Raw genomic sequence first — 12,893 nt, forward strand, 5'->3', positions numbered from 1 at the left:
GGCAATGGTTATGACAGTGCTAACCATAAAGCAGGCCTTTACATCGTACCGCTTGAAAACCCGGAAGATGCAATCTTTATTGATACTGAGTCCGATGGGACTGCAGACAGCCCGAATGGTTTGTCGGCGGCTTTGGCAACGGATACCGACGGTGATAAAAGAGCGGATCGCATCTATGCCGGTGATTTGCAGGGGAATATGTGGGTGTTTGATCTGAGTGCAGATAATAGTGCCGCTTGGAAGAGAGAGTCGCCAAGACTATTATTCCGCGCTTGCACTAGCGATGATTGCAGCAGCCCACAGCCGATTACTATGCGCCCTGAAGTGGTTAAATATACCGGTGCTGGCGGGGGGCAACTGGTCTTGTTCGGTACTGGCAGCTATCGCACGGCGGACGATGTCGATAGCACTCAGGTACAGAGCTTTTATGGTGTGCATGATGACGGGCAGAATACAGTTTCCGAACGCTCCAAGCTGCAGGCGCAGGAGATCGTAAAAGAGTTCACTGTGCAAACCACCGGGGAACATCGGGTTACCTCTAAAAATAGTGTGGATTACAGCAGTTCGAGAGGTTGGTATATCGATTTCAATTCATCTCGTTTCATCGGTGAGCGTATGATCACGGATCCTGTTGTAAGGCGCGATACAGTGCGGTTCTTTACCTTCACTGTGGAAGGCGGCGTTTGCAGCCGTAATGGCGGCGATAGCTGGTTTATGGAGCTGGACTTCAACACTGGTGCCCGGGCGGATTCATCTACCTTTGATGTGAATGGCGATGGGCGGGTAGATGCGGATGATCTGGAAACGCTGGAAACTAGCGCAGGCACTGAGAAAGTCCCTGTGTCCGGGTTTAAAGCCGAAGGTTTGGTGAAAACCCCCGATTTTGCCTCCAATGGTGAGACTACTCGTCTGCGCGGTGATTCATCCGGTGGTGCGCTGGTTGAGCGTGCGCGTCAGGAAGGGCCGCCACTGGGGCGTCAGTCTTGGATTCAGGTTCGATAATTTAGATAATCAGAGAAGGCGAACAACGTGAAGCAGAAAGGTTTCAGTCTGATTGAGCTGATGATCACAGTGGCGATTATCGGCATTATTGCCGCGATTGCGTATCCGTCTTACACCGACTATGTACAGCAGGCCCGTCGAGCCGATGGGCAGGGCGCTATGTTGCAAGCGGCGCAGTGGATGGAGCGGCAGTTTACGGTGGATGGTACTTATTTAAAGAGTGGCGGGGGGAATCGTGTTGTGTCTGCTTACAATACAGACTTTTATAGCATCGTGGTTTCAGTCTCTACAGCAAGTACTTACACGATCCAAGGAACCCCAACAGGCGCTCAGGCCAGTGATGATTGCAAGATATTGTCTGTGACCAGCGTGGGTGTAAAATCTGCCAAAGAATCTGATGGTACTGCGATAGACGGTTGTTGGGACTGAATATCCTAATCAATGCGTGGTGTTTTCATATTATGATTTTTGTTGGCTCTGCTATATCAGGATGATGTTCAGGGCCAGTCTGCTGAGGAGTTGTATCGCTTATTGATCAGTTCAGATACTGGTAAAGGTCTATCAGGTCTGGAATTCACTTAACCTGCAACGGATTGTAGGGAGTACCTTATGTACAAGGATGTGTGTCGTCGCCCGGCAGGGCACTTTGTGGCTGAGGCAAGGGGTTTTACCCTGATTGAGCTGTTGGTCACCCTCTCTGTTCTTTCTATTCTGATGTTTGTTGCCGTTCCCAGTATGAGCGATGTAGTCGCGGACTCTCGTGTCGCTGAAACTCGTCATCGTGTGCGTGCTGCGCTGGCATTGGCACGTTCAGAAGCGATTCGACGGGGTATTACGGTGACGGTGTGTGCGTCAGTCGATAGCCAAAGTTGTGAGGGGAGGGCTAAGCAGGGTAAGTATCTCTGGTCGCAACTGCTGTTATTCAAAGACAGTAATGCAGACCGAATGTTCTTTACTACCGATCAGGATGAATTGATTCGTGTCGTCAATCTGGGCGGTGGAGGCCAGGTGTTATGGAACCGAGGGCAGTCCACGATCTATGCAAGTGATGGAAGTTTGTCGGGCAGTGTAAATGGCTCGTTTTATATCTTCGATGAAGCGGAGATGAGCAAAGGGGTGAGGATGTTACTGCAGTTGACCGGTCGGCTACGGCAAGCGGATTTCTCTAATCAAGACATTGCTTATGTAGACCAGTATCTGGGTCATTAAAGCGTAAATTGGCCCTTGAGAGGGTAGGTGTTGTGTCATACTCTCGGCATTCGGTCTAAGTTGTTGAGAATACTGGAGGATGCATGTCTGATTATCTGATCGTTGGTGGTGGTGTTATCGGGATGATGATGGCGCGTGAGCTGTCTACAGCCGGTGCCGATGTCACCCTGGTTGATCGTCGCGGCTGTGCGGAAGAATCCTCCTGGGCGGGGGGCGGTATTGTTTCTCCGCTGTACCCGTGGCGCTACAAAGATCCAATTACTGCACTGGCGACCTGGTCCCAAAGCAGTTATGTCTTGCTCGCACAGGAGCTGCTGGAAGAGACCGGTTACGATCCGGAGCTGCGTCAGAAAGGTATGTTTATGGTGTCGGTGGAAGATGCGGACGAAGCGCGTCGCTGGGCGGCGAAGCATCACCGGCCCCTGACAACTGTAGATGCAGATTTCCTCTACCAGAAAGAACCCCACCTGAAGGAAGGCTTCGGCGAAGCGTTGTGGATGCCGGAAGTGGCCAGTATCCGCAATCCGCGTTTGGGGCGCTCGTTGCGTCAGAGCCTGGTTGGGCGTGATAACGTGACGGTGCTTGAGCATCAGCCGCTGGAAAGCCTGATCATTGAAGGTGAGCAGGTGAAAGGTATCAAGACCAATAAAGGTGAGGTCCGTGCGGATAAGACAATTATCGCGGCGGGTTCATGGAGTGGTGAACTGGTGAAACCACTGGGGCTGAATGTGCCTGTTGAACCGGTGCGAGGTCAGATGATGATTTTCAAAGCGCCGCAAGGGCTAGTGAATCGTGTGGTGTTGATGGACGGACGTTATGTGATTCCGCGTAATGACGGTCGTGTGTTGATCGGCAGTACTATGGAACATACCGGCTTTGAAAAAGAGACCACCGAAGAGGCCCGCGCCTCACTCTATGAGACAGCGATCAATATAGTGCCTGAGCTGGCGGACCATCCGATTGAGCACCATTGGGCGGGCTTACGTCCGGGATCACCGGAAGGTGTACCGTTTATTGGCACGGTGCCGGGATACGAAAATCTGTATATGAATGCCGGGCATTTCCGTAATGGATTGGTGTTGGCGCCGGCATCGACCCGCTTGCTGGCCGATCAGTTACTGGGACGTACACCGATTATTGATCCGGCTGCGTATATGCTGAGTGGGCGAGTCACGTCTGTCTGATTCAATCGCCTGAGCGCAGATACAAAAAAGCCCGGTCATCACCGGGCTTTTTATCGTTTGTAACTGTTTATTGCTTGTGACAGTGGCTCTTACTTGTCTTGAGTCTCTTTGGCGTCTTCTTCGCCGTCGTCACCGAACAGGCCAAAGGAGAGACGGTTCAGCCAGGAACGTTTCTCTTCCGCTTCTTCGTCAGACAGTGTGTTGATAACGGGTGCAGGTGCCTCAGGTGCGCCACGGAACAGATCGAAAGTGGCGGCATCCAGCAGGGTCTTTTCAGACTCTTTAACCGGACGGTATACATAGTTCGGATAGTTCGCATTCAGCACGGCCATTGCATCGTCGGCGAGTTCAACCTGTCCCAGCAGGGTGTAAGCTTCAACCATCACGGCCAGTGCCGCCGGAATCGCCGGGGTCTTCTGCAGGTTCTCTATCACGTAACGACCACGGTTAGCGGCTGCCAGGTACGCGCCACGCTGGATGTAGTAGTGTGCTACGTGAACCTCGTAGGTTGCCAGACGGTTTTTCAGGTGGACCATACGCTTGCGCGCGTCTGGTGCGTATTCGCTGTCCGGATACAGGCGTACCAGAGAGCGGAAACTCTCGAAACCATCCAGTGCTGCACCCGGATCACGTTTAGTCTCATCCAGTGGCAGGTACTTGATAAAGAAGGTGCGATCCTGCTCAAACGCGGTCAGACCTTTCAGGTAATACGCGTAATCGATATTGTCATGGTTCGGATGCAGACGGATAAAGCGGTCGGCTGAGGCGCGGGCGGCTTCCGGTTCGAAGTTCTTGAAGTAGGCATATGTCAGCTCAAGCTGTGCCTGTTCAGAATAACGACCGAAGGGGTAGCGGGCTTCCAGCAGCTGCAGCTTTTCAATCGCCAGAACATAGTTGTCCAGCTCCAGTGCTTCCAGTGCATCTTCGTAGATCTCTTGCTCAGGTAGATCCGGAATCTCTAGTTCATCATTGGAGGAGCAGGCAGAAACCAGAACACAGAGGGCTGCGACTGCGATAATCTTGGTGATACGCATCCTGTTGAATCTCGATGTAGTCCTAAGCCGTAACCAGTTATACTGGGCGGATATGATTGAAAAACGCAGCGGACGTGGCTTGGTCCATCAGGCCGCTTGCGGTTGAATAACAGCCTATTTAAACACAACCCCTATCTAAGCCAAAGTCTCTAAGGCATTTAAAGGCAATTTCCCGGCAGATAGGCGGCATAGCAGATTAAGGTTTCAATGTCAGAACAGATAAGCTTGCACGCACAGGTCTCCGATGACTTGGTAGGGAAACGGTTAGATCAGGCCGTTGCGCAATTGTTCCCGGATTATTCCCGTTCCCGTCTTCAGGAATGGATTAAAGACGGCTCGATCACCGTAGACGGTCAGGCAAAACGTCCACGGGATAAGTTGATGGGTGGCGAATCGGTACAGCTTGATGCGCAGCTCGAGGTGATCGAAGCCCATCAGCCACAGGATATTCCATTGAATATTGTCTATGAAGATGACGATATTATGGTGATCAATAAACCGGCTGGGCTGGTGGTACATCCGGCTCCGGGCCATCCTGATGGCACCTTGCTGAATGCCTTGCTGCATCATTTCCCTGATATCAATCAGGTGCCGCGTGCAGGGATTGTGCACCGCCTTGATATGGATACCACCGGTTTGATGGTGATTGCGAAAACGATTCAGGCGCAAACCGAGCTGGTGGTTCAGTTGCAGGAACGCACCATGGGCCGTGAATATGAAGCGGTGGTGAACCGTGTCATGACGGGGGGGGGGACGGTGGACGAGCCCATGGCCCGTCACTCCAAGCACCGCCAGAAAATGGCGGTTGTGGGATTGGGTAAAGAAGCCACAACCCATTACCGGATACTGGAGAAGTTTAGTGCCCATACGCATATCCGCCTGAAACTGGAAACGGGTCGTACCCACCAGATTCGTGTGCATATGTCTTACATTAACTATCCGCTGATCGGCGATCCGCTATACGGCGGTCGTTTCCGTCTGCCGAAAGGCACCACTGAAGAGCTGCAACAGTTACTGCGTGGTTTTAAACGTCAGGCGCTGCATGCGAAGAAGTTGGAACTCTGGCATCCGAAAACCGGTGAGCTGATGTCTTGGGAAGTGGATCTGCCTGATGATATCCAGCATCTGCTGGAAGCACTGAAGCAGGACGCGGTTGCTCAGGATAACGATTTCTAAGATCGCGGAATAAGAAGAGAGTATTCAACATGCAACGGATCATCGCTGACTGGGCTGCCCCGACGAATGTTCATGCATTGACGACAACCCGCTTAGGTGGTGTCAGTATCATGCCTTATGCGGGCTTGAATCTGGGTGATCATGTCGACGATGATCCGGCTGCTGTTGCGGCCAATCGAAGTCAGCTGATACGTGAACTGGGTCTGAAGCACGCTCCACAATGGTTGCAGCAGGTGCACGGTATTCAGGTGGTGGAAGCTTGTGCCGACGGCAGTGTGCCTGAAGCCGATGCCTGCTGGAGTGATCAACCGGGACAGGCGTGTATTGTGATGACTGCCGATTGTTTGCCGGTCTTCTTTGCGGATCAAAAGGGGCGGAAGGTTGCTGTTGCACACGCAGGCTGGCGCGGGCTGGCGGACGGTGTATTGGAAGCGACCCTGAACTGCTTTGATGATCCAGCACAGGTGATCTGCTGGCTGGGTCCGGCGATCGGTCCGCAGGCGTTTGAGGTGGGTGGTGAAGTCCGTACACAATTCTGTGATCTGCTGCCGGCTTCCGAACAGGCCTTTCAGCCGGTAGCGGGTAAAGAGGCTGAAGATAAGTGGCTGGCAGATATCTATCAGTTGGCACGTTTACGGTTGAGCGCTGCGGGTGTGGCGGCTATCAGCGGTGGAGAACACTGCACTTTTACCGATTCTGATCTGTTTTATTCCTACCGCCGTGATGGCGTGACCGGTCGTATGGCCAGCGTCATCTGGCTCGATTGATCTTATAGTCATGTTGTAGGGCAGGCTTTTAGCCTGCCGGCAGCCTGAAGGCTGCCCTACAAGCGCGTTGTCGTAAGTCTGAACCCTTTGTAGGGTCGGCTTCAGCCGACCGGCAGACTCATCACCTACGGTGACGCTGAGCCTGCCCTATACAGGTAGTTATCATCACAGCGATACAGCCCTGTCATTCGCCTTTTTATCATCCTGAGAACGTTTCCCTCTATATTCGAGTATTGCCACACGGGATTTTTGCGTCATAATGTACTGTATATAAATACAGTATTGTTGTGTTTTCCTATGGCTACAGAAACCGGTTCACTGCATAAATTGCTTCACAAAGGCGAGGTTTGGCGCGGGAGACAGGCCGCCGAGCAGTCGCGTCACCGATGTTTGAGCAGTGGCTTTCCACAGTTGGATGCCCTGTTACCCGGCCAGGGCTGGCAGGCATCACAGCTGGTGGAGCTGCTCTACAGTGATGAGGGCAGTGGTGAACTGGGTGTGCTGTTGCCGCTGCTGGCAGAGCTGTCCCAGCAGGAGCGTTGGGTGTTGTGGGTAGACCCGCCGCATATTCCTTACGCGCCGGCTTTGCTGGATGCAGGGGTGAATCTGGATCGGGTGCAGGTCGTGCGGAGCAATAGTCGTCGTGATCGACTCTGGTGTCTGGAGCAAAGCTTAAAAAGTGGGTGTTGCAGTGCGGTTCTGGGGTGGTTGCCCGCCGGGCAAGAGAAAGCGATCCGGCGTTTACAGGTGGCGGCGGTTGAGGGGGATTGTCGGGGGTTCCTGTTTCGCCATAGCCGTTGTCAGTCACAGCACTCTGCTGCGCCTTGTCGTTTGTTGCTGGAACCTCATCCTGAAGGTGTCACGGTGAGTGCCCTGAAACGGCGTGGCGGCTGGCCATTACCGCCACGTCTGATTCCGGTCTCTCCCGTGGTTTCTCAAACCGCTGAACCTGATGCCGGGCCAGCGCGCCTGACGCTGGTTGGCACATCCACTTAAAAGCCGATGAACCGTTTAGCCACCGAACGGGAGTCCCTCTGGCTCTACCTGCATTTTCCACAGCTGGCGTTAGAAGCTCAGCAGCTGGAAGCAGGGATTGCCGGGTTGCTGGACACACGGGGACAGAAGCTGGAATTGTGCAGTTACGATGCGGTGCAGGCCGGACTGGAACCGGGCATGGCCATCGCCACTGCGTTTAGTATCTGCCCGGAGGTAGAGCTCTTTCATCCCAACCCGGAACGAGTCCAGCAGCAGTTGGAAGCGCTGGCGTTATGGGCGGGCAGCTTCAGTGCGCAGGTGGTGTTGTATCCGCCGGAAGGTTTGTTGCTGGAAGTGGCATCGATGCTGGATTATTTCGGTGGCCTCAACAATCTCTGGCAACAGATGGAGCAGCGGCTCAAGCGTTTGGGGTTTCAGACCCGTTATGCCACCGGGCATACTCCGTTGGCCGCACGCTTACTGGCCCGGGCGGGGCGTTCATTGGTTATTGAAGGACAGGCATCTCACCGGCAAGTATTGCAGATGCTGCCTCTGAGCCAATTGGAACTGCCGGCCAAACAACAGGATCAGCTTCGGGGAATGGGGTTGTTACGCCTGGAGCAGTTACACGCCTTGCCCCGCGATGCCATTAGCAGTCGCTTTGGTGTGAAATTACTCGATTATCTGGATCGCCTTGAGGGGCGTCGTCCCGATCCTCAAGTGCTATTTGAACCGCCACCGGTCTTCCAGCAGTTTCATGAATTCTCCCGCGAAATCGAACACAGTCTGGCGCTGTTATTTCCTCTGCGGCGTATTCTGGAAGCGTTAGCCGGTTATCTGCAACGTCGCGAACTGCTGGCACAGCAATTGATTCTGACGCTGGTTGAGCGCGATGGTGGCCATCAACAGCACGACATTGGCCATGCCAGTGGTGCAGCGGATGATGAGACCTGGTTAGAGCTGTGCAAGTTACGACTGGAGCAGGTGAAACTGCAGCAACCGATCTTGGCGTTACAGGTGGAGGTGGAACGGTTTAAAACCAGTCAGCAGCAGAGTTATGACCTGTTTGACACCCAGCGCCATGCCGAAGATCCAATGGATCTGCTCAGCCGTTTGCAGGTGCGGCTCGGAGAGGCGGCGGTGCAGCCGATGACGCTCTGTGCTGATCATCGCCCTGAACAGAGCTGGCAGCTCAAACAACACCCGCAGAAGGCAGTGGATAACGCTACGATGCCCCTACCTAAAGGCCGCCCCGGCTGGTTGCTGAAAAGTCCGCAGCGGATATCCCAGCACCAATTACCTCCGCATATTGAACTCAAAACTGGACCAGAGCGCATTAGCAGTGGCTGGTGGGATGATCAACGCGTACGCCGCGATTACTACATCGCCCGCTGGGCCGATGGGCGCCACGGTTGGTTATTTCGTGATGAGCAGGGTGGCTGGTATCTGCATGGCTGGTTTGGTTGAGAGGTGGGGCGATGCAATACGCTGAACTGCACTGTATCAGTAATTTCAGTTTCCTACGGGGCGCATCCCACCCGGATGAGCTGGTGAAGCGTGCCCATGAACTGGGCTATCAGGCGCTGGCGGTCACTGATGAATGTTCCGTGGCTGGCGTGATACGAGCGTGGGAGGCCAGCCGAGACCTGCCGCTGAAACTGATCGTGGGGGCTGAGTTCTATCTGGACGACCATTGTCTGGTGCTGCTAGCTCCGGATCGTCAGGCATATGCCGCACTATGTGCCTTGATCACCACCTGCCGACGCCGATGCGAAAAGGGTCAATATGAACTGCGCTGGGATGATCTGTCGGAAGGCGTGGGTGGCTGTCTGCTGCTGTTTCGCCCGGCTGATCGCCCCGCATCGGATACCGATGACGCCTTGGCGTGCGGGAAGCGGCTGAAAGCATGGTTTCCCCAGCGTTGCTGGTGGTTGTTAGAACGGCTGCTAGAGAATGGCGACGATGGCCGCTTCCAGCAACAGATACGGCAATCCCGGATGCTGGGGATTCCGCCGGTCTGTGGCAATGATGTGCATATGCACCACCCTGACCGGCAACGCTTGCAGGATGTACTCACGGCCATTCGCTTACGCACCAGTGTGCAGCGGGCTGGTTTTGCGCTGGCCGCGAATGCGGAGCGTCATCTGCGTTCCTTTCGTAAATTGCAGCACTTGTATCCTGATGAGTTACTGCAAGAAACCGCCGCGATAGCGGAGCGCTGTCACTTTGACCTGTCCGAACTGCGCTACGAATATCCCGCCGAGCTGGTACCGGAGGGCTCCAGCGCGAAACAACATTTGCTGGATCTGGTGATGGCCGGACAAAAGATACGTTATCCAGATGGCACACCCGAACAGGTACAGCGGCAGATTGATTACGAGTTGAAAGTGATTGGGGAGATGCAGTACGAACACTACTTCCTCACCATTCACGATATCGTCCGTTTTGCCCGTGCGCAGCAAATTCTGTGTCAGGGTCGCGGATCAGCAGCCAACTCGGTGGTCTGTTACTGCTTACATATCACCGAAGTGGACCCGTTGCAGGTCAACCTGCTGTTCGAACGTTTTATCTCCAAAGAGCGCAACGAACCACCCGATATCGATGTGGATTTTGAGCACGAACGGCGCGAGGAGGTGATTCAGTATATCTACCGCCAATACGGTCGGGAGCGGGCAGGGCTGGCCGCGACGGTGATCAGCTATCGGGCGAAAAGTGCGGTGCGGGATGTGGGCAAAGCGTTGGGGATGGATGAAAGTTATCTGACATGGCTGCTCAGCCGCCTTGATCGCCGTGACCATGAAAACCCCTGGTTAGCGCAGCTGGCTACCATGGGCGGCGATGAGCCGGCCCCTATCTATCAGCAGTTTGTCGCGCTAGTGGCGGAGATACTCGATTTTCCGCGTCATCTGTCACAACACGTGGGTGGTTTCGTGATCTCTGCCGGGCCTCTGTCGGAGCTGGTGCCGGTGGAGAATGCCGCGATGAAAGACCGCACGGTGATTCAGTGGAATAAGGATGATCTGGAAGCCCTTGGCCTGCTGAAGGTGGATGTGTTGTCACTGGGGATGCTCACAGCTATCCGCAAAACGCTGGACCTGCTCAGCGAACAGACCGGTAAGCCGGTGCGGCTGCAGGATATCCCGCGTGAAGATCCGGCGGTGTATGCCATGCTCAGTCAGGCAGATAGCATTGGCGTATTTCAGGTCGAATCCCGCGCCCAGATGAGTATGCTGCCGCGCCTGAAACCACAGAGATATTATGACTTGGTGATCGAAGTGGCGATTGTGCGTCCCGGTCCGATTCAGGGCGATATGGTGCATCCTTACCTGCGCCGCCGGGATGGTATTGAAGCGGTGGACTATCCCAGTGAGGCGGTGAAAGAGGTATTGGAGCGCACCTTAGGGGTGCCGATCTTTCAGGAGCAGGTGATTAAACTGGCGATGGTCGCCGCAGGGTTTACCGGTGGTGAAGCGGACCAGTTGCGTCGTGCGATGGCTGCATGGCGGCGCACGGGGTATATCCGCCAATACCAGCAGAAGCTGGTGGATGGGATGCTGGAACGGGGTTATGAGCTGGACTTCGCGCAGCGTATCTGCCGCCAGATTGAAGGCTTTGGGGAGTACGGTTTTCCTGAATCCCATGCGGCGAGTTTTGCCCTGTTGGTGTATATATCCGCCTGGCTCAAATGCCATCATCCGGCAGCATTCTGTTGTTCGCTGCTGAACAGCCAGCCGATGGGGTTCTATACCCCCGCACAGTTAATACAGGATGCACAGCGACATGGGGTGACGGTGTTGCCGGTCGACCTGAATGCCAGTGGTTGGGATCATTCCCTTGAACGGAGATCTCCCGTCGACACGCTCCCTGAAGATCAGTATCACTCTCTGCGGCTGGGACTCAGGTTAATCAAAGGCCTCTCCAAGCGTGGTGCGGAAGCGCTGATCGAAGCCCGACCTGCAACAGGCTATCAATCTGTTTCCCAGGCCCGGCAGCGTTGCCGCTTATCCCGTTCAGATTGGGACGCACTGGCTGCAGCCGGTGCCATGAACAGCATCTCGGAACACCGTTATCAGGCGCGTTGGGAGTTGCTGGCCGATACCCCGTGGCTGGAACTTGATCCTGATCCGGTTTCTGAGATTCATGATGACCCGGTTAGGTTAGCGGCCCCCGATGAACAATCGGATCTGGAAGAAGATTTTCGTAATACGGGGGTCAGTCTGGGGCGTCATCCACTGGCCCTGATGCGTGAACAGGGTGTGTTACCCCGCTGTCTGAGGGCTGAGCAGTTAACCGAGTGTCGTCATGGACAGTTGGTGCATGTGGCCGGTCTGGTGACCAATCGACAACGGCCGGGGACCGCCAGCGGGGTGACCTTTGTCACGCTGGAAGATGAAAGCGGGCAGGTCAATCTGGTGGTCTGGCAGGCAACGGCGAAGGCTCAGCGACGTGCGCTGCTGGCGGCCAATATCTTACAGGTCTCCGGGGTGCTGGAGCGGGAAGGGGAGGTGATTCATGTGATCGCCGGGCGGTTGCAGGATATTAGTTTCCAGTGGGATGCGCTAAAAGTGAAGTCGCGGGATTTCCGCTGATCGTACACTTTCAGTGTGTTTCTCTCATTTTGCAGTAGCGAAAAACAGAGGCCACCGTTACTCTGGTAGATGCATGCCATCTCTCTAAGGAAACCACCGTGAATCCCAAGCAGCGCCCTGACCTGATTGTTGATCTGCTCTCCATTGCTCCGAACATTCAGTTGGACCTTAAATACCTGACCGGCGATAACTTTGTCGGTGACCGTATTGAGGGGTATGACGCAGAATTGTGCCTGATCAGCCGTCCGGCTGCGAGTGCGTTACAACGGGTACAGCTGGCATTAGCCGAGTTTGGCTTGGGATTAAAGGTGTTTGATGCTTACCGGCCGCAACGCTCAGTAGACCATTTCCTGCGTTGGTCAGAGGATCACCAGGATATCCGTCATAAAGCAGATTATTATCCCGAGCTTGCTAAACCGGAGCTGTTCTCTAAAGGCTATCTGGTGCAGCACTCTAGTCACTCCCGTGGCAGTACGGTGGATCTGACCGTGATTGATCTGGAAACCGGTGAGGAGCTGGAGATGGGCACCCGCTTTGATTTCTTTGGAGAGGAAAGCTGGATCGACTGCCAGAGCATCAGCGCCCAAGCCCGAGGCAACCGGATGCTGCTCCAGCATGTGATGGTGCAGCATGGTTTTGTACCGTTTCATCATGAATGGTGGCACTTCACCTTGCAGGATGAGCCGTATCCTAATATCTGCTTTGATTTCCCTATTGCTTAGCAGTGACAGCTGATTTTCCATATATTAGTAAACCTTGATATTAATCATGTGCCGTAGTGTAAGAGTGTCGGATAATCATTCGCATTCTCTTATACGGTGGTTGGCCCATGACATTAACTGACGTCGCAAAAAAACAAACCTGTCGTATTCTGGCGATCAAAGGCCCCGATAATCTGCGCCAACGATTAACCGCTTTGGGGGTATTACGAGGCCAGCGGGTGCGACTCAGTGCCAA

12 protein-coding genes are annotated in these 12,893 nt (G+C 54.3%); 11 read left to right on the plus strand and 1 reads right to left on the minus strand.

Annotated features, from left to right (window positions below):
• The 4 genes from ABYW01_RS04915 to thiO all read left to right on the plus strand — a co-directional run.
• On the plus strand, positions 1-1,002 hold a 1,002-nt coding region (locus ABYW01_RS04915; RefSeq protein WP_372831390.1), incomplete at its 5' end, for a pilus assembly protein.
• Positions 1,003-1,029: 27 nt separating this feature from the next.
• Positions 1,030-1,431 (plus strand): type IV pilin protein, encoded by a 402-nt coding sequence (locus ABYW01_RS04920; protein WP_372831391.1) that lies wholly within the window; start codon positions 1,030-1,032, stop codon positions 1,429-1,431.
• A 180-nt stretch (positions 1,432-1,611) separates the two neighbouring features.
• A complete protein-coding gene (locus ABYW01_RS04925) occupies positions 1,612-2,211 on the plus strand; it encodes a GspH/FimT family pseudopilin (protein WP_372831392.1) in 600 nt (199 codons plus the stop codon).
• An 83-nt stretch (positions 2,212-2,294) separates the two neighbouring features.
• Positions 2,295-3,395 (plus strand): glycine oxidase ThiO, encoded by a 1,101-nt coding sequence (thiO, locus tag ABYW01_RS04930; RefSeq protein ID WP_372831393.1) that lies wholly within the window; start codon positions 2,295-2,297, stop codon positions 3,393-3,395.
• Positions 3,396-3,484: 89 nt separating this feature from the next.
• On the opposite strand, the gene ABYW01_RS04935 is transcribed toward thiO, so the two are convergent.
• Complete coding sequence (locus ABYW01_RS04935; RefSeq protein ID WP_372831394.1) at positions 3,485-4,429, minus strand: outer membrane protein assembly factor BamD; 945 nt, start codon at positions 4,427-4,429, stop codon at positions 3,485-3,487.
• Positions 4,430-4,636: 207 nt separating this feature from the next.
• On the opposite strand from ABYW01_RS04935, the gene rluD reads away from it, so the two are divergent.
• The 7 genes from rluD to ABYW01_RS04970 form a co-directional block, all read left to right on the plus strand.
• Positions 4,637-5,605, plus strand: a complete 969-nt coding sequence (gene rluD / locus ABYW01_RS04940; RefSeq protein ID WP_372831395.1) for a 23S rRNA pseudouridine(1911/1915/1917) synthase RluD — start codon at positions 4,637-4,639, stop codon at positions 5,603-5,605.
• A 29-nt stretch (positions 5,606-5,634) separates the two neighbouring features.
• Positions 5,635-6,372: a peptidoglycan editing factor PgeF gene (pgeF, locus tag ABYW01_RS04945; RefSeq protein WP_372831396.1), complete on the plus strand. Its 738-nt coding sequence runs from the start codon at positions 5,635-5,637 to the stop codon at positions 6,370-6,372.
• A 297-nt stretch (positions 6,373-6,669) separates the two neighbouring features.
• Positions 6,670-7,368: a translesion DNA synthesis-associated protein ImuA gene (gene imuA / locus ABYW01_RS04950; RefSeq protein WP_372831397.1), complete on the plus strand. Its 699-nt coding sequence runs from the start codon at positions 6,670-6,672 to the stop codon at positions 7,366-7,368.
• Between the two features lie 6 nt (positions 7,369-7,374).
• Positions 7,375-8,814: a DNA polymerase Y family protein gene (locus tag ABYW01_RS04955; RefSeq protein WP_372831398.1), complete on the plus strand. Its 1,440-nt coding sequence runs from the start codon at positions 7,375-7,377 to the stop codon at positions 8,812-8,814.
• Positions 8,815-8,825: 11 nt separating this feature from the next.
• The gene (locus ABYW01_RS04960; protein WP_372831399.1) at positions 8,826-11,936 is read left to right on the plus strand and encodes an error-prone DNA polymerase; all 3,111 of its coding nucleotides are present in this window, start codon (positions 8,826-8,828) and stop codon (positions 11,934-11,936) included.
• 98 nt (positions 11,937-12,034) lie between these two features.
• Positions 12,035-12,658, plus strand: coding sequence for a M15 family metallopeptidase (locus ABYW01_RS04965; RefSeq protein WP_372831400.1), 624 nt, complete (start codon positions 12,035-12,037; stop codon positions 12,656-12,658).
• A 107-nt stretch (positions 12,659-12,765) separates the two neighbouring features.
• The coding region (locus ABYW01_RS04970) for a ferrous iron transport protein A (protein WP_372831401.1) at positions 12,766-12,893 on the plus strand (128 nt) is incomplete at its 3' end.

The organism is Pontibacterium sp. (assembly GCF_041587635.1).
Classification (GTDB): domain Bacteria; phylum Pseudomonadota; class Gammaproteobacteria; order Pseudomonadales; family Balneatricaceae; genus Pontibacterium.